Below are 18,630 nucleotides of genomic sequence, written 5' to 3'. Positions count from 1 at the left end.
AATGGCTATATAACAACAAGGATTATTTTGTCTCAAATTAAGTGGCCCAAGCACAATGCTGATTATTAGTTTAACTATTATTGCCAGTTTATTTTATGTGTTAGCAACGTCTCACGTGCTCTCACGCCTGTTTCATCAACAAGGCCCTAGCCAAAAGGTAACCGTCATATTGAGCACGGTTGCTATAGTGGCGCATATGCTGCTGTTAGTTAACTCTGTTTTTAGATCCGACGGTCAAGACTTAAGTATTGTAAACGTCTCCCTTTTAACATGCTGGGTTATTGTAGTTTCAGTAACAGCTGTATCGCTAAAGTTCCCTGCCACTTTATTATTGCCCGTTGTTTATGGTTTTGGTGCTTTACTTACAATTGCCAGTTTATTTATTCCTCATCATATTTTACTGCAAAGCATTAATATTGAGGTTGGCTTAGTAACACACATTTCCTTATCCCTATTGGCCTACTGTATTTTAATTATTGCTACTTTATATGGTGTACAGTTCTACTTTATTGATAAACGTTTAAAACGTAAAGATTTAGCAATTGTGCATAGTCACCTTCCGCCTTTGATGGTTGTTGAGCGCCAGCTTTACCAACTCCTTAATTTAGGCACCATATTACTCACGTTCGCATTACTCTCGGGGTTTGTATTTCTTGATGGGATGTTTGCTAAAGAGTTCATTCATAAAACGATATTGTCGTTAGTTGCGTGGGCTATTTTTGCCATTGTAGCCATCGGGCATATGAAAAAGGGTTGGCGCGGTAAACCTGTGGTTATTACGATCATGGTCGCTGCATTTGTCCTCACACTCGCATATTTTGGCAGCCGTTTCATACAAGAAGTGATACTAAATAAGTTTTAACTTGACTCTGCTTGCTCACTCTAGCTTAATACGCATTGATTTATAAGAAAAGGATCCATCGTTGGACGACATATCGACAAGTACCCTATTTATCATTTTAGGTTTTTTGGTGCTTTTTTCTGCTTATTTTTCTGGTTCAGAAACCGGAATTATGTCAATCAATCGTATACGCCTGCGACACCTCGCTAAAGAGGATCATCGTGCAGCTAAACGAGTCAGTAAATTACTTAGCCGTCCAGATAGGCTCATCGGTTTAATCTTAATTGGCAATAATCTTGTCAATATAGCTGCAGCTCAAGTTGCTACCATTATAGGTATTCGCCTTTACGGTGACCTTGGTATTGCTATCGCTACGGGTGTGTTAACTTTAGTCGTGCTTATATTTGCCGAAGTAACACCTAAAACTCTTGCTGCCCTCTATCCTGAAAAAGTTGCTTTTCCAAGCTCAATAATACTTAAAGGGTTACTAAAAATTCTTTTTCCTTTTGTTGTTATCGTTAACTGGATGACCAACGGAATATTGCGATTATTTGGTATTAGTGCCGCTCAAATCGACGAGCACAGCATGAGCAAAGAAGAATTAAAAACAGTGCTCAATGAGTCAGGCGCACTTATCCCTGCTCGCCATCAAAGTATGTTGACCTCAATTTTAGATTTAGAGCAAGTAACCGTTGAAGATATCATGATCCCACGTAACGAAATTGTGGCTATTGATATTAACGATGATTGGAAACTGATTAGCCGCCAGCTTACCCATGCACAACATACTCGCGTGTTGTTGTATCGCGATAATATAGATGACGCAGTAGGCTTTATTCACTCTCGAGATGCACTTCGCCTACTTACAAAAGAGCAATTTGATAAACCATCTTTGCTGCGTGCTGTACGCGAAATTTACTTTATCCCAGAGGGAACATCACTTAACACTCAGCTGTTAAAATTTCAGCAGTCTAAAGAGCGTATTGGCTTAGTAGTAGACGAGTATGGTGATATTCAAGGTTTAGTAACGCTTGAAGATATTTTAGAAGAAGTTGTTGGCGATTTTACAACGACACAAACTCGTACGCCAAGCGAAGAAGTAGAAACACAAACCGATGGCTCTTGTATTGTAGATGGCGGCGCTAACGTACGCGATTTAAATAAAGAGATGGGTTGGGATTTCCCACTAGATGGCCCAAAAACTTTGAGTGGCTTAATTGTTGAATACTTAGAAGATATTCCCGATGCAAATATTAGTTTACGTATTGCGGGGTACCCTATTGAAGTACTCGAAGTAAAAGAGAATATGATAAAACAGGTGAAGATTCTGCCTAATAAGCGTTCTCGCTAAATAAAAAAGGAGCCGATTGGCTAATGCCAGTCAGTTAAGCTGACTGGCATCTTTCTTTTTATGGGGATACTTAGATGGTTTTGGCTTAACCCATCGGGGATATCTTCTATCCTCTCGTCTAGCTGGAAGCTTAAATAAGACCAGTGTATTGAGTAAGTGCTGCCAGTGTATTGGAATGTTCCCTGGACTCATTATAGATACTGACGAGAAATACTGAATGACAGCCATCGAACTGCTAGAGAAACTAAGCTGGTTAGGCCATATCCCTGTGACTGTCGCCGCCATCGTCATTATTCTTCGTATTAAATTATAGGCGAGTAACACGGCCCATAGCTCCTGACGCACCATGTCTGGACGCTTACTTCTTAAATGGTATGCGCTATCAAGCATGGTTTGTTTGATTTCTCTAAACCCAAGTTCTATCTCCCAACGATGACAATATAATTCAACAATTTCATTACCTGGATAACGCAATCTATCCGTCATCGAGGTTAATATACGGTAGCTTTTGCCCTTTATTGTTTTGCTGATTAATCTCGCTTTAATCGTTTCAGGAACATCGGGAAAGTTTTTTTGTGCATGCTTTGTGGTTTTCAATTCAATGATATGGTCATTTTTACCCGCGCTGGAGATGATTTCATACTGTAAGTCGGGCCTTGCTGGTATCAGCCAGTGCCTCATCTCCCCAGTTTGATGCCAACGGTTTAACAGGCCTAAAGAATAATATCCTTTATCAAACATAGTCAGTGAATTATCTGGTGTACGTTCAATTAAACGCTCAGCTAATTTCATCTCGTTGGTTTTATAGTTATCAAACTCGCTACTGAGAAGTTGATGGCTGGTCAATTCCATATGACAAACCATGCGTATTTGAGGAAAGGCTGTATCACCGTATTGGTTGCTACCTGAAGAGAAGGCTTTACGATTATCAGGCGTGTCGGCTGTTCGCCACACAACACCGTCAACAGTCATTCAAACCATTCCATGTTTCGAATGACTGTTGCTTATACATTGATTGAGCAGATTTATTGAAAACGTGTTTAACGGAATCATCACCTAACCTTTGTCTCGCCTGTACCATCGCACTTGGAGCAACGAGTTGGTTCTTGCCAGGTAACATGATATCTAGCTTATTAGCGATATTCCAAACTGATTCTTTTCGAAACAATGCCATGCCAATAACTGACCACAAAACGGCTTCAAGCGGTAATCTTCGCTTACGAACGGTTGCAATCCCTGCTTGTTGAAAACCTTGTTCAATGATTTCAGGGTCAAGAATTTCTGATAATTTTTCAAAGGTATGGTATCGGCTGCTTTCTTCAAGTGTTGCTTGCAGTGCTTGTTCTATATTCACAAAAAATCCGTAGTTAGTTTCCTAACTACGGATTTTGCATGATCGTTTGGATCGGTCAACCGGTCATTTTCTTAACTGATCGGCATTAGCCGATTGGCTCCTTTTTTATATCCATTAATAACTCTCTAGCCAAATATAAGACGTTCAAACCAACCTTTATCAAGCTCGTCTTCACAGCGCTTTAATTGCGCGCCATAACGGCTCGCTCTGTGTTTAACTTTGTTTGCTACACCCATTAACCACTTTTTCTTTTTATATGTGCCACGCTTATAGCCACCCCAACCTTCATGATAATTAAGGTATTGTGCGTAAGCATCCCATTTAGAGATTTTATTTACTTTATGCGTTTTATAAACAAACCACGCCATAAAGTCGATTGCATCGTCAAAGTCGTCTCTATCAGCACCATTGTTTCCTGTTTCACGAATATAATCAGACCATGTTGGTGTTTTAGCCTGTGAGTAACCATAAGCATCACTTGCGCGACCGGTTGGAATTATCCATAAGAAGTACTCCATAGGCGGAGCAGCATCATGCTTAAAAGAGCTTTCCTGGTACATCATACTCATGAGTACATGCTTAGGAGAACCCCATTTTTCTTGCGCATCTTTTGCGTCAAAATACCAATCAGGTTTTTCTTCAAAGATTTTACATAGATCGTTAGGTTGCTTTGGAGGCGCTGTTGCACAACCAGCTAAAGTAATGGCAAGAGATAAAATAATTGCATTTTTTTTCATTTTTTCTAAGATCTCACAGAACTTTTCTAAAAAGTGTGGGTCTGACTCAATGAATGCAGCAGTACAGCATTAGTTCATCCCTGAATATATATTTACGCAGCCTACTTAGGCTGCGTTTTTTTTGCTTAAATTTTACTAAGTATTAGGATTATTTACCGCTAAAATACGCATCTAAAAAGGCGGTAAATGACTGAGTATCTGCTTGCTCAATTGCAGTTTGTGCTTCGTTAGACTCTACAACTTGTTGTTCCAGCCAAGGCTTTAAAAACTCACTGTAATCAGTGTCTGCGTGACTTTGTTTGTATTTATTAGCCAGTGCTAGTGCAAAGTGACCGTTGTCTAAACCAGACTCTTTTAATTGCGACACGTAACGTCCAGAATAAGTAAGCTCTGGATTATGCACCCACGTAGCCATGCGCTTTATAGTATCGGAGTAATAATTAACACCATAAGCATTATCCATCCATTTAGCGACATCAGTGAGCTGTGCAAATATTTCATCGCCCCACGACTGAAGACTACGCTGTGTGTTATTAAAGTTAAGCATTAGCCCTTCTTCTCGACCTTGATTGACTACTGTGTCGAGGTTTTCAGTACTGCGTGCTTGTTCTTTCCAATCCATTGGAGCTGAATCTTTTAATAAACAATACGTTAAAAACACATCTAAAAAGTGAATTTGCTCAATATCAATACCAACTTCGCTAAACGGATTAACGTCTAATGCGCGAATTTCTACATATTCAATGCCTGCTCGAAGCAGTGCATCCGTTGGCGTTTCGCCACTTTTAGCATTACGCTTAGGACGAATTGGCGAGTAAAATTCGTTTTCAATCTGCAGAATATTTTTATTTAACTGCTTAGGGTTTTCACTCTTATAGTCATCAAGATCACCATAAATTTCTGATGGTGTGTTGATTGCTTTTTTAAGGCCTGCTACATATTCATCTAACGAGTTATACATTACGCGTAGTGACGACTGAGCGCTATTTGTATAACCTAAATTGCCTAAACGCAGTGCCGTACCAACTTCTAAGTAAAGCGTACCTTTACCTAGTTTTTTAAATGGTAAATCGGTTTTTCGACCTTGTAAAAATGAGTTACATAATGCTGGTGATGCACCAAACATGTAACTTATTAGCCATAGTTCGCGTTTAAAGTTACGAATAAGCGCTAAATAACCCTCTGAAATAAAATCTTGAAGGCTTGCATTACTTTGTTGTAACGAGTGAAGCGACTGCCAAAGCGTATCCGGGAATGAAATATTAAAGTGAACGCCTGCAATTGCTTGCATCATACTACCGTAGCGATTTTTTAATCCTTCACGGTATAGTGTTTTCATTTTGCCTGTATTAGAACTACCAAATTGAGCTAAAACAATATCATCTTGATGCTCAATAAAGCACGGCATACTAATAGGCCAAAGTAGTTCATCACCCATTTTTTCTAGAGTGAACTTTTGAAGGTCCTTTAATTGCTTAAGAGTTTGCGTTGACGACTCACTAACTGGAGTAATAAATTCAAGTAAAGATTCAGAAAAATCAGTTGTGATATGGCCATTAGTTAACGCACTGCCCACCCCTTTTGGATGGCCTTTAGGTGATATAGCACCATTCTCTTGTATTCTTAGTGACTCTCGCTCTATGCCACGTTTAATGCCATTAACTGCATGTTGGTGCTCATCTACTGATAACGCTTCAAGTGCGTTAGCTAAATCATGTGTTGTCAAAAAATCTTTCCTCGGGTCACGTGGCTTAATCATAAGGTTATTGGGGCTAATTACTTAGACTCAAGATGAATACCAATTTTATTGAAAATATGATCATTCTATCGCGTTAAATAGCGCACTCACTGCGTTACAAATTATTCATATAGAACAACTATATGTCATAATTTTCGCCTTGCTATTGTGCTACTTCCTTAGCGCTATAATAGATCATTTATTTAATGCAACTGGAATAAATTGCTAAGAACAATATAACTTTTCAAATCTAATAATTCTTTGCCCACTTTATAAATGCGCTAATATGACCAACACCATTATATTAAGTCGTAATATTGCCATTGCTATGTGCATTATACAAATGCTTTAAATGCTATTTAAGTATAAATTAAATACATAAAAAACAAGCCAAAACTAACAGACCGGAACTTATTCAAAATGAGTTCAATTTAGCTGTCTGGTATTTAAACTTGATCTAGATCAATAAAAGCAATTATTTACCTTATGAGTACAAAAGGACATACGCTATTTTTTGCTTTGTATGTTGTAACCAATATAATGGCTCCAACAATAAAGGATGATAGCAAATATAATGCGCAATGATAAAAGCTTAAAAAATGAAGAAGTATACTTTGATGAGTCACAAGAGCTTGTTTCTACTACCGACCTTAAAGGTGTAATAACATACGTCAATCAAGAGTTTTGTTCTATAGCCGGATATAGTGCGCAAGAACTTATCGGTCAGCATCATAATATTGTTCGTCACCCTGACATGCCAAAAGCTGCTTTTAAAGAAATGTGGACAACACTAAAGCAAGGACACTCTTGGCGCGGTATGGTTAAAAACCGCTGTAAAGATGGTCGCTATTACTGGGTAGATGCCTTTGTAACCCCTATATTTGAACATGGTCAGCTCATTGGTTATCAATCAGTAAGAACTAAAGCGAGCTCACAGCTTAAACAACGCGCACAAACTCTTTACAACAAAATAAATACCAACAAATCATTATTTAATCTGCGAGAACACACCACAATAAGACAAAGTATTACTTTTATATGTCTACTACTTTGGCTAATTTTTGTCGCTGTTGCGGGCTCAATCACAATAGCTGCAATTAGCCTATTTATTTGCGCTTTGGTTATTGTGCTAAATTATGACGAACTCATTGTTACCCCTAAAATATTGCGCGATCAAAAAGCAACAGCTGATTCAGTCTCTCGTTATATTTACAGCGGCCACACACCCCACAGTGTAAGTGATTATAGAGAGCAAATGCTAAGTGCAAAATTGCGTACTGTTCTTGGTCGTATGAAAGACTCAACATTAAGTTTTAATGGCATCGCCACTAATCTAGATAAACAATCAACGCTTACTGAAAAAGGTATTTCTTCACAAGGTGAACGTTTAGAGCAAATTGCATCCGCGATGACCCAAATGAGTTCGACCATTGGGGAAATATCAGTAAATACTTCTCAAACAGCTGATAAAGTAAATAACACCCATCAAAGCTGCTCTGAAATAAAAGAGCATATTGCCGATAATAGTAAAATGGTATCTGATTTAGCTTTTCAAGTAGAAGAGGCTGCAACCACAGCCACCAGCTTAGCCTCTGAAGCCGACAAAATTGGTAAGGTAATGAGTGAAATTGAAGGTATTGCGGATCAAACTAACCTACTTGCACTTAATGCTGCCATTGAAGCTGCTAGAGCAGGAGAACATGGGCGAGGTTTTGCTGTAGTCGCCGACGAGGTAAGAACTCTTTCGTCACGCACTCAAAATGCTACAACACAAATCCATAGCTCTATCAAAGAAATACAAGATACTTTATTTAGCTGGTCTAAAGTAATGCAACGCACTAAAACACAAGCCGATAACTGTGTTCTGACAACCGATAAAACCCAAGTTGAACTTGAGGAAATTTTTACCCAAATCAGTGAAATATCTCATTTGGCAATACAAACTTCATCGGCTGCAGAAGAGCAACAAATGGTTAGCAACGACATTAGTAATAATGTTTCGCAAATTAAAGACTTTGGCGATAACAACTTAAGCTTGAGCTTTAATGTGGCAAAAGGAGCCGCTGAACTTGTTGAAGGCTCACGTAAGGTGAACGATTTATTACTAACCTTTAAAGTTTAATACCTAGCAATATAGTCGACATAAAAAAGCCGCTATTTTAGCTGTCTCTTGATCACAAGTCTGACTCAAGAGATTTTGCTAAATCGTAGCCTTCCAGGATGGCTTGTAACTTAAGCCATCCTTTCCATAACACTTTCACAGATGCACGCCCTGTGCGCTTGGTATCTTTCCAGCCTCCTAACTTTGCCAGTTCCTGATACGCCCATGACATTTTTGGAGCAGTTTCAGGCAATGGTGTTTTTATTCTCTTTAACCACAATAACTTCCATGCTTTGGGAGATAACAGTTGTTCACAACTTGGAGAATCAGGCTGCTCATTGGTGAACTTTAGTTGCAATATTCGCGTCGCAATAAAGCCATTAATCGTCACCAATCTTTCCATGTTATCTTGGCTTTGAAGGCGTAAACTTTCGATATCCGTACCATCACTTTTCCAGACTTTATGGTATTCCTCTACAAGCCAACGGTGCTCATAGTAGGTGATGATAGCTAAGGCGTCTTCTTTGCTGGTGACTGGTTCACTGGTTAATAGGTGCCAGCTTAAGCCGTTCTTAGCGTTTCCTCGCTCTGTACAGCCGACATAGTAAACTGGGAGGGAGTGTCCTTTCTTATTGTAAGGCGCTTTGAGTGTCACTGGCGCATAGGTGATATCCAGTGTTGCGCTTCGGGCTTTTCTTCCTCCTTTTTGTGCAATGTGGATGTGTTTGGTGCCTGCACTCATCAGCTCGCTTGCAAACGCATAGAGCTTATCCTCACCTTCTTCAATATGACGACTTTGCATCGAGCGTACGACGAATCGTTGCTGCTCGGTCAGTTTATACTGCAAGTATTCGTAGATGTCCGCTTCGCGGTCACACACCGATATCACGTTCGCCATTTGTCCTTGCAGCCGCTCTGCCATCGCTCGTGACGCTGACTCCCACTTGTAACTTTCTTTTTCTTCGTAAGAAGTCGTCGCGTGTTTTTCTCTTTTTCCAATCGTGTTGATATCACGACTCCAGCGAGACTGTTCAATTAATCCCACAACTTGCTTTGTGTCTGGCGCAAACAGTAATACGCTATGAGCTAACAAGCCTCGTTGTTTTGCTCCTCGTCCGACATGACCCAAATCATCTCGAATGGAGGAATGCTTATAAATTAGTGTGGTCGTGTCTTCTAATGCGAGCAATAAGTTATGACTTTTTGCTTGTTCAACCGTGGCTTTAAAGCCTGACTCTGCTATAGCCGTTGCGTCAATATTCTCGTTGCGAATAAAGCGGTAGGCACCTTCCATATCGGCGGGGGATTGAGTGATGTTCACAAGTGGTTTTCCTGGTTCATTTGCAAGCGTTGATGCTAACTTTACCAGACGCGCTGTTCTTCTTGGATCACCTAAGTCCGATTTACCGAATTGTTGTTTTGCCCAATGAGTATGTTCGTTAATCATAATGTGCCCTCAAACAAGATTTGAAGATCTGATCATGACATTGAGATTTAGTTCAAAAAAATCCCCGCTAATTTCTTAGCAGGGATTTGTGTATAAGAGACAGCTATTTTAGCGGCTTTAGAGTTCAATTATTTACAATCAGCGTTTGGTAAATACCAAAGCGTCGTCATTTGCATCAATAACAATCACGCTACCTGGTATGTAGTTTCCATTAAGTAGCTTTTGTGCTAGCGGATTTTCAATCGTTTGCTGAATAGCACGCTTAAGCGGGCGTGCACCGTAGACAGGATCAAACCCACTTGCTGCAATTCGCTCAAGTGCAGCATCGCTTATTTCAAGCAGATACCCCATCTCTGTTAAACGCTCACGTAATTTCATTAACTGAATATCAGCTATTTCTTTTATATGCTCGTTTGCTAACGGGTGGAATACAACAGTCTCGTCAATACGGTTAATAAACTCAGGTCTAAACTCATTAATCAATACTTCCATTACTTTAGCTTTAAGGGTCGTATAGTCATTATTACCCGCTTGTTCTTGGATAATATCTGAGCCTAAATTTGATGTCATGATAATAACAGTATTTTTAAAATCAACGGTTCTACCTTGTCCGTCAGTTAATCGGCCATCATCTAACACTTGCAGTAAAATGTTAAACACATCTGGGTGTGCTTTTTCTATTTCATCAAGCAATATAACTGAGTAAGGTTTACGACGAACAGCTTCTGTTAAATAACCGCCCTCTTCATAACCCACATAACCTGGAGGTGCGCCCACTAGGCGTGCAACTGAGTGCTTTTCCATAAACTCAGACATGTCGATACGCACCATGGCGTCTTCGGTATCAAACATAAAACCAGCCAGTGCTTTTGTCAGCTCGGTTTTACCCACACCAGTTGGACCTAAAAACAAGAAAGAACCAATTGGGCGATTAGGATCTGCAAGTCCTGCACGTGAGCGTCTTATTGCGTTAGCAACAGCAACGACCGCTTCATCTTGCCCTATTACTTTACTGTGTAACTTATCTTCCATTTGCAGCAGCTTTTCACGCTCACCTTGTAGCATTCTTGCAACAGGAATACCTGTCCAGCGAGATAAAATTTCAGCAATTTCATCCTCACCTACTTGGTTCTTAAGCAGAGTCATTTCTTGCATTTCGGCTTGTGAGGCTAAATCAAGTTTTCGTTCAAGCTCTGGAATTCGCCCATATTGCAGCTCTGACATACGCTGTAAGTCGCTTGCTCTTCGCGCTACATCTAAATCTAATCTTGCTTGTTCAAGCTCGGCTTTAATTACTTGCGTGCCTTGAAGCGATGCTTTTTCAGCGTTCCAAATTTCGTCTAGCTCACGATATTGCCCATCAAGGTCGGTGATCAACTCTTGCATTTCACTGCGACGTTTTTGACTCGCCTCATCTTTTTCTTTAGCAAGTGCATTATCTTCTAATTTTAACTGGATAATACGACGCTCAAGCTTATCTAGCGACTCTGGTTTTGAATCAATTTGTAATCGAATTGAAGAACCCGCTTCGTCTATTAAATCAATCGCCTTATCTGGTAACTGGCGATCGCTAATGTAACGATGAGATAACTGAGCTGCAGCAACAATCGCGGGATCAGTAATTTCTACTGAATGATGTAGCTCATATCGCTCTTTTAAGCCACGCAATATTGCAATGGTATCTTCAACCGACGGCTCTTCAATGAGTACCTTTTGGAATCGACGTTCAAGGGCTGCATCTTTCTCTATATATTTACGGTATTCATCAAGCGTGGTTGCGCCAACACAGTGTAACTCACCGCGTGCTAAAGCTGGTTTTAGCATATTACCCGCATCCATTGCGCCATCACTTTTGCCTGCACCCACAATAGTGTGTATTTCATCAATAAATAAAATGACTTGGCCTTCTTCTTTAGCCAATTCGTTTAACACTGATTTTAAACGCTCTTCAAATTCACCGCGATATTTAGCGCCCGCAACTAGTGCTCCTAAATCAAGCGATAAAACACGTTTGTTTTTTAATCCTTCAGGTACTTCACCATTAATAATACGCTGTGCTAAACCTTCTGCTATTGCTGTTTTACCAACACCTGGCTCACCGATTAATACAGGGTTATTTTTAGTACGGCGCTGTAATACTTGAATCGTGCGGCGAATTTCGTCATCACGACCAATAACAGGGTCAAGCTTACCTTGCTCTGCTCGCTCAGTTAGATCAATCGTGTACTTTTCAAGCGCTTGGCGTGTTTCTTCAGCATTTGGGTCATCAACTTTTTGACCACCACGAATCGCTTTAATTGCGGTTTCAATTTTAGTCGAGGTAATATTTAACGATCTGAATATATCGCCAAGTGGACCTTTATCGTCGCATGCCGCCAGTACAAACAATTCACTTGAAATGTATTTGTCTTTGCGTTTTTGCGCATACTTGTCACATAGGTTAATAAGTGAAGCCATATTATTTGATAGCTGCACATCGCCACCTACACCTTCTACTTTAAATAGTTTTTCTATTTCTTGTGAAAGCTTGGTGTTAAGTTCATCTGCGCTGACCCCCGTTTGGGCAAATAACGCGCGCACACTGGAGCCGCTTTGCTGCAGTAATGAATACATTAAATGTACGGGTTCAATAAATTGATGATCGCGGCCAAGGGCTAGCGATTGCGCATCAGAAAGCGCAGATTGAAATTTACTTGTAAATCTATCTAAACGCATGGTGTTACCTATTAAATAATCTAATTGCTTAATTAATGGGTATGTTTAGGTGTTTGTTCAAGGTGTAGAGAGAAATATAATAGCTAAAGGTGCTAATTACTTGCGCCAGATCAAACTTGCCATGCGTCCGGTTTGTCCATCTCGCCGGTAAGAAAAAAATAAGTCACTTTGAGAGACTGTACAATAGTCGCCGCCTGTAATATTTTTAACGCCTTGCTGGGTAAGTAAAGTACGCGCAATGCCATAAATATCAGCAAGAAATTTGCCATTAGCTTGTGGTGTAAATGCTTGAATAAATGAAGAAGACCTTTTTTGAAATAACTCAAACACTTCAGCGCCAACCTCAAATTGAGTTGGCCCAATTGCAGGCCCTAGCCAAGCATTTATATTTTCATACCTCGAGTTAAAACATTCTAAAGTATTTTTAATAATTCCCTGCTCAAGCCCTCGCCAGCCACCATGTATAGCTGCAACTTCATTCTCATCATCACTCACTAATAAAATAGGTAAGCAATCGGCAGTCATTATAGCCAAAGGTTGGTTTAATAACCGAGTATAAAGCGCATCAGCATTATGTAACTTTTTAGAGTCAAAATATTCATCAACAATAACAACATCAGAGCTATGAACTTGATTTAGCCACACGGCAGGTTTAGGTAAGTGTTTGGTTAATAGTGAGCGGTTTTTTGATACATCACTTTTATTATCACCAACATGGTATCCCAAATTGAAACTTTCAAATGGGGTTTTTGAAACACCACCTCCACAAGTAGTACTTAACGTTCCTACTTTATGAAGGTTTTGCCATGTCGCTGACAATAAGTGCATTATCTATCGATATCAGGATTAGCTTTAGTATCTTCACGTAGTGCATGTGTCATAGCAACCATATCGTCAGGGATAGGAGCTTGCCATGTCATCATTTCACCGGTGATTGGGTGCGCAATACTTAATTTTACAGCATGCAGTGCTTGGCGTCTAAAGCTACGGAGTAACTCAAATAACTCAGGTGTTGCACCTTTAGGTGGACGCGGACGGCCGCCATAAGATTGATCGCCAATTAGCGGATGATTTAAATGTGCCATATGCACACGAATTTGGTGAGTACGACCTGTTTCTAAACGCAAACGTAAACGAGTATGAGCACGAAATTTTTCAGCAACACGGTAATGTGTAATTGCCGGCTTACCCATTTCATGTACGGCCATATGCGTACGCTGCGTAGGATGGCGGCCAATTGCTTTTTCAACCATACCACCAGCAGTCATGGTGCCATTACACAGTGCTTCATATTCACGAGTGAAATTTTCGCGCTTTTGTAGTGCTTTTACCAAATGCGTTTGGGCCTGAATCGTTTTAGCTACAACCATTAAACCGGTCGTGTCTTTATCTAAACGATGCACAATACCTGCGCGAGGCACGTTAATTATTTCAGGATAGTAATGTAATAGTGCGTTTAGCACTGTTCCATTAGGGTTACCCGCACCAGGATGAACCACTAGGCCCATTGGTTTATTAATTACCAAAATATCATCGTCTTCATAAACAATGTTTAATTTGATATCTTGTGCTTCGTATTCGCGTGGTGCTTCAATTGTTGTTTCAACACTTACAACTTCACCACCTAGTAGCTTTTCGCGTGGAGTGTTGAAAATTTCACCGTCTACAGTGATTTTATCATCCAAAATCCACGTTTTTATACGAGAACGTGAATAATCAGGGAACAATTGTGCTAATACTTGGTCTAGACGTTTACCACCTAATTCGGTTGGAACGTCGGCTTGAAGAGAAATTTGCTCTGACATTAGTAACTTTACCCAATTTACCAGTGCAAGCTTTGCTCGACTGGGTTAGAATCGCTTTTAATAAAAGCATAATATAATACGCATAGTTTACTCGGTTTTACCGACTTGGCCTAGCCGAAGACATCGAAGGTAACAAATAAAATGATAAATAAAATAGGGAAACGTGCATTTGCCATTGTTTTTTCAGTTTCTGTACTTAGTTTAGGCGCTTGTTCGTCTGCTCCAGACCAAGAAGACATTCAACGTGTACCGAATAAGTCTGCACACGCTTTATATGAAGATGCAAAAGAAACGCTAGATTCTGGTTTATATGCTCGTGCAATTGAACTTTTGAGTGCTATAGACTCTCGCTATCCGTTTGGCCCATTCTCTAAGCAAGTACAAATGGACTTAGTCTATGCACATTATCAATCAGGTAATACTGAACAAGCACTTGCAACCATTGACCGCTTTATTCGCTTAAACCCAAATCATAAAGATTTAGACTACATGTATTACATGCGTGGTTTAGTAAATATTAAAGCTGATAAAAATGCGTTCCAAGAGTACTTTGGTGTAGATAGAGCCGACCGTGATGCTAACCGTACTCGTGTTGCATTTACTGATTTATCGACATTAGTAAAGCGTTTTCCTAAAAGTGATTACGCGCCTGAAGCTAAGCGTCGTTTAGTGTGGCTTTTAAACCGCATGGCACGTTATGAATTAAAAGTAGCAACTTACTATTACGAACGTGAAGCTTATTTAGCTGCTGCTAATAGAGGTAAGTTTGTTGTTGAGCATTATTCACAAAGCAGTTACTTAGATCCCGCGCTTGAAATGATGGAAAAAAGTTACGACCAATTAGGTTTAACTGAGCTTAGTGAGCACGCAAAGCAAACACGAAAACTAAATAAAAGAACTAAATAAATAAAAAAGGCGCTTACTAAGCTGTCTCTTATACACAAATCCCTGCTAAGAAATTAGCGGGGATTTTTTTGAACTAAATCTCAATGTCATGATCAGATCTTCAAATCTTGTTTGAGGGCACATTATGATTAACGAACATACTCATTGGGCAAAACAACAATTCGGTAAATCGGACTTAGGTGATCCAAGAAGAACAGCGCGTCTGGTAAAGTTAGCATCAACGCTTGCAAATGAACCAGGAAAACCACTTGTGAACATCACTCAATCCCCCGCCGATATGGAAGGTGCCTACCGCTTTATTCGCAACGAGAATATTGACGCAACGGCTATAGCAGAGTCAGGCTTTAAAGCCACGGTTGAACAAGCAAAAAGTCATAACTTATTGCTCGCATTAGAAGACACGACCACACTAATTTATAAGCATTCCTCCATTCGAGATGATTTGGGTCATGTCGGACGAGGAGCAAAACAACGAGGCTTGTTAGCTCATAGCGTATTACTGTTTGCGCCAGACACAAAGCAAGTTGTGGGATTAATTGAACAGTCTCGCTGGAGTCGTGATATCAACACGATTGGAAAAAGAGAAAAACACGCGACGACTTCTTACGAAGAAAAAGAAAGTTACAAGTGGGAGTCAGCGTCACGAGCGATGGCAGAGCGGCTGCAAGGACAAATGGCGAACGTGATATCGGTGTGTGACCGCGAAGCGGACATCTACGAATACTTGCAGTATAAACTGACCGAGCAGCAACGATTCGTCGTACGCTCGATGCAAAGTCGTCATATTGAAGAAGGTGAGGATAAGCTCTATGCGTTTGCAAGCGAGCTGATGAGTGCAGGCACCAAACACATCCACATTGCACAAAAAGGAGGAAGAAAAGCCCGAAGCGCAACACTGGATATCACCTATGCGCCAGTGACACTCAAAGCGCCTTACAATAAGAAAGGACACTCCCTCCCAGTTTACTATGTCGGCTGTACAGAGCGAGGAAACGCTAAGAACGGCTTAAGCTGGCACCTATTAACCAGTGAACCAGTCACCAGCAAAGAAGACGCCTTAGCTATCATCACCTACTATGAGCACCGTTGGCTTGTAGAGGAATACCATAAAGTCTGGAAAAGTGATGGTACGGATATCGAAAGTTTACGCCTTCAAAGCCAAGATAACATGGAAAGATTGGTGACGATTAATGGCTTTATTGCGACGCGAATATTGCAACTAAAGTTCACCAATGAGCAGCCTGATTCTCCAAGTTGTGAACAACTGTTATCTCCCAAAGCATGGAAGTTATTGTGGTTAAAGAGAATAAAAACACCATTGCCTGAAACTGCTCCAAATATGTCATGGGCGTATCAGGAACTGGCAAAGTTAGGAGGCTGGAAAGATACCAAGCGCACAGGGCGTGCATCTGTGAAAGTGTTATGGAAAGGATGGCTTAAGTTACAAGCCATCCTGGAAGGCTACGATTTAGCAAAATCTCTTGAGTCAGACTTGTGATCAAGAGACAGCTTACTAAGCGCCTTTTTACTACATAGAAAAACAAGCTTAAATCGCTTCTTCATCTTCCTCTGCAGTACGAATACGTATTACACGCTCAACATCTGTGACAAATATTTTACCATCACCGATTTTTCCTGTTTGCGCCGTTTTTACAATAACTTCAATTGCACGGTCTACATCTTCATCAGTCAATACAATATCAAGTTTTACTTTAGGTAAAAAATCGACCATATACTCTGCACCACGATATAGCTCAGTGTGACCTTTTTGACGCCCAAAGCCTTTAACTTCGCTTACCGTCATCCCCGTAATACCCACATCAGACAACGCTTCACGCACATCATCTAACTTAAAAGGTTTAATAATTGCTTCTATTTTTTTCATATTAATTACTTTTGAAAGCTTCAGTTGCCTCGATTTTAGACAATCATGATGTTCATAGCAAACAAAGCGATTGAATTACGGTGATAAAACAACCGATCATGGTATAATTTATTATATAAAAATAGCTATACTTAAATGACTAGCAGTAAATGAGATTAATATGAAAAACAAACAAAACGGATTCACTCTTTTAGAACTCATGGTAACCGTGGCTATTGTTGGCATTATCGCCTCAATTGCACTTTGGAATAGCAGTGACATGTTAGAAGAAAATAGAGCTGAGAACTTTTTGTTGGAATTAAAAAGAAACATTGCATATGCCCGCTCTCAAGCCGCAAGCACTGATGAAATAGTTGTTGTATGTCCTACAGGACAAGGAAAAGTTAAAAACAAACAAGATACGTTCAACTGCAACGCCAAGTGGGATGTGAATAAGATTATTGTTGTGTTTATCGATGTTGATAATGATGGAAACTACAATAACGCTTCTGATACATTACTAAGAGCAATGGAAGAAATATCAGACAACGATAAGCTGTCGTTTGATGGTAACGATCGTCGCTTACGCTTTAATACTAGTGGTAGAATTACGACGAAACCTGGAGACTTTATTTTTTGTCCCAATGGTACTAATGAAAATAATAAAGCATTAACCGTATCACAGTCAGGTACAGCCTTTTACGTTGGCGATACAGACAAAAAATGTGGTTAAAAAAGACATAGCCCATATTGTCATATTTTTATCATTTACTATACTGAGTTAATCATTTATTAACTCAGGTCTTCAAGGATGAGATTATCAATATCAAAAAACAAGGGAGTGACACTTCTCGAATTAATGGTATCTATGGCTGTTGTCAGTATTATCAGCCAATTATCTATGTGGTTTTACCCAGATTTTTTAGCTAAAAACCGCTTAGATAACCATGTGAATCTGCTACACCGAAATATAAATTATGGCCGCCTTTATGCGATTGAAAATGCTACTTACGTCACGCTTTGTGCACTAAAAGACAGTCAATGTACAAAAGACGAGTGGAATGGCCAAATGTCACTCTTTATCGACAAAGATAAATCAACCTCGTTAGATGATGATGAACTACTCTTAGGTACTTTCGAGGATGTTCATGAAGCTGATACTTTAGAATACCCTCGTAGCGCCATTACTTTTCGCCCGGATGGGTCTTTAAATGGCTTCCAAAATGGGACTTTTATATATTGCCCCAATAGTGATAAAGCCAATCTCGAAGGATTGGCTTTATCTGTAAGTCAAACTGGACGTATCCGTATTAAATCAACTGATAAGTGTCAGAAGAAGTAAATTAACGCCCCCAACAGTATTCTACATCTGAATTACCTTTAGTACCTTTGGCGCCTTTGTAACCGGTATCAGTAATTGTAATTTGCTTACAATCGCCGTCACCTTTGACCGGTCCAGCCACAGGTTTTGCGGTAATGGTAAATGTATTGTCGTCATCATCTACATCAATAGATAATTCAAAATGACCATTTTCGGTTTTGTCTTGCAACCCTAAATCTGTAAATTTCTCTGTATATTCCCTATTATCAACAAAATACTGCTCTTCCTTGTTTGCTGCATCTAATAATGCTGCAGCAGCTTCAGCGCGCGAAGCACGCTTTACATATTCTGTATAATTAGGTAACGCAATTGCTGCAAGTATGCCGACGATAGCAACAGCTATCATCAGCTCAATTAAGGTAAACCCACGTTGTTTTTTCATCTAATTTC

The 18,630-nt window shown here is 39.9% G+C and carries 15 protein-coding genes and 1 pseudogene; 7 read left to right on the top strand and 9 right to left on the bottom strand.

The window, feature by feature from the left end:
* The first annotated feature begins 55 nt into the window (after positions 1 to 55).
* Positions 56 to 862 (top strand): inner membrane protein YpjD, encoded by an 807-nt coding sequence (locus RB214_RS05125; RefSeq protein WP_002962197.1) that lies wholly within the window; start codon positions 56 to 58, stop codon positions 860 to 862.
* 61 nt (positions 863 to 923) lie between these two features.
* A complete protein-coding gene (locus tag RB214_RS05120) occupies positions 924 to 2,192 on the top strand; it encodes an HlyC/CorC family transporter (RefSeq protein WP_165744203.1) in 1,269 nt (422 codons plus the stop codon).
* A gap of 30 nt (positions 2,193 to 2,222) precedes the next feature.
* On the opposite strand, the pseudogene RB214_RS05115 reads toward RB214_RS05120, so the two are convergent.
* The 3 genes and pseudogenes from RB214_RS05115 to gshA all read right to left on the bottom strand — a co-directional run bounded on the left by RB214_RS05115 (position 2,223) and on the right by gshA (position 6,009).
* Positions 2,223 to 3,546, bottom strand: a pseudogene (locus tag RB214_RS05115) (IS4 family transposase).
* A gap of 125 nt (positions 3,547 to 3,671) precedes the next feature.
* Entirely contained in the window at positions 3,672 to 4,283 is a 612-nt protein-coding gene (locus RB214_RS05110; protein WP_002962200.1) for a transglycosylase SLT domain-containing protein, read from the bottom strand.
* Between the two features lie 148 nt (positions 4,284 to 4,431).
* Complete coding sequence (gene gshA, locus RB214_RS05105) at positions 4,432 to 6,009, bottom strand: glutamate--cysteine ligase (protein ID WP_309168538.1); 1,578 nt, start codon at positions 6,007 to 6,009, stop codon at positions 4,432 to 4,434.
* A 586-nt stretch (positions 6,010 to 6,595) separates the two neighbouring features.
* Here gshA and RB214_RS05100 point away from each other — a divergent pair.
* On the top strand, positions 6,596 to 8,143 hold the full coding sequence (locus tag RB214_RS05100) for a PAS domain-containing methyl-accepting chemotaxis protein (RefSeq protein ID WP_309168537.1): 1,548 nt from the start codon (positions 6,596 to 6,598) through the stop codon (positions 8,141 to 8,143).
* A gap of 52 nt (positions 8,144 to 8,195) precedes the next feature.
* Here the strand turns inward: RB214_RS05100 and RB214_RS05095 are convergent, their stop codons facing one another.
* From RB214_RS05095 to rluD, 4 genes are all read right to left on the bottom strand, one after another.
* Complete coding sequence (locus RB214_RS05095; protein ID WP_309168536.1) at positions 8,196 to 9,569, bottom strand: IS4 family transposase; 1,374 nt, start codon at positions 9,567 to 9,569, stop codon at positions 8,196 to 8,198.
* 138 nt (positions 9,570 to 9,707) lie between these two features.
* Positions 9,708 to 12,284 (bottom strand): ATP-dependent chaperone ClpB, encoded by a 2,577-nt coding sequence (gene clpB, locus RB214_RS05090; RefSeq protein WP_309168535.1) that lies wholly within the window; start codon positions 12,282 to 12,284, stop codon positions 9,708 to 9,710.
* Positions 12,285 to 12,380: 96 nt separating this feature from the next.
* Positions 12,381 to 13,112, bottom strand: coding sequence for a peptidoglycan editing factor PgeF (gene pgeF, locus RB214_RS05085; RefSeq protein WP_309168534.1), 732 nt, complete (start codon positions 13,110 to 13,112; stop codon positions 12,381 to 12,383).
* Positions 13,112 to 14,089 (bottom strand): 23S rRNA pseudouridine(1911/1915/1917) synthase RluD, encoded by a 978-nt coding sequence (gene rluD / locus RB214_RS05080; RefSeq protein ID WP_149594281.1) that lies wholly within the window; start codon positions 14,087 to 14,089, stop codon positions 13,112 to 13,114. The genes pgeF and rluD overlap by 1 nt, the downstream gene beginning before the upstream one ends.
* Positions 14,090 to 14,230: 141 nt before the next feature.
* On the opposite strand from rluD, the gene RB214_RS05075 reads away from it, so the two are divergent.
* Both RB214_RS05075 and RB214_RS05070 read left to right on the top strand, forming a co-directional pair.
* A complete protein-coding gene (locus RB214_RS05075) occupies positions 14,231 to 14,995 on the top strand; it encodes an outer membrane protein assembly factor BamD (protein WP_002962210.1) in 765 nt (254 codons plus the stop codon).
* Positions 14,996 to 15,119: 124 nt separating this feature from the next.
* Complete coding sequence (locus RB214_RS05070; protein WP_024598303.1) at positions 15,120 to 16,493, top strand: IS4 family transposase; 1,374 nt, start codon at positions 15,120 to 15,122, stop codon at positions 16,491 to 16,493.
* A gap of 48 nt (positions 16,494 to 16,541) precedes the next feature.
* Here RB214_RS05070 and glnB read toward each other — a convergent pair whose 3' ends face one another.
* A complete protein-coding gene (gene glnB / locus RB214_RS05065) occupies positions 16,542 to 16,880 on the bottom strand; it encodes a nitrogen regulatory protein P-II (protein ID WP_002962211.1) in 339 nt (112 codons plus the stop codon).
* A 160-nt stretch (positions 16,881 to 17,040) separates the two neighbouring features.
* On the opposite strand from glnB, the gene RB214_RS05060 reads away from it, so the two are divergent.
* The gene (locus RB214_RS05060; RefSeq protein WP_309168533.1) at positions 17,041 to 17,592 is read left to right on the top strand and encodes a GspH/FimT family pseudopilin; all 552 of its coding nucleotides are present in this window, start codon (positions 17,041 to 17,043) and stop codon (positions 17,590 to 17,592) included.
* A gap of 78 nt (positions 17,593 to 17,670) precedes the next feature.
* Positions 17,671 to 18,201 carry a GspH/FimT family pseudopilin gene (locus RB214_RS05055; RefSeq protein ID WP_309168532.1) on the top strand — a complete coding sequence of 177 codons (531 nt, stop codon included), beginning with the start codon at positions 17,671 to 17,673 and terminating at the stop codon, positions 18,199 to 18,201.
* Position 18,202: 1 nt separating this feature from the next.
* Here the strand turns inward: RB214_RS05055 and RB214_RS05050 are convergent, their stop codons facing one another.
* Complete coding sequence (locus tag RB214_RS05050; RefSeq protein ID WP_309168531.1) at positions 18,203 to 18,622, bottom strand: type IV pilin protein; 420 nt, start codon at positions 18,620 to 18,622, stop codon at positions 18,203 to 18,205.
* Positions 18,623 to 18,630 lie beyond the last annotated feature (8 nt).

The organism is Pseudoalteromonas sp. HL-AS1 (assembly GCF_031198785.1).
GTDB lineage: Bacteria > Pseudomonadota > Gammaproteobacteria > Enterobacterales > Alteromonadaceae > Pseudoalteromonas > Pseudoalteromonas distincta.
This window is presented reverse-complemented; position numbering and strand designations above follow the sequence as displayed.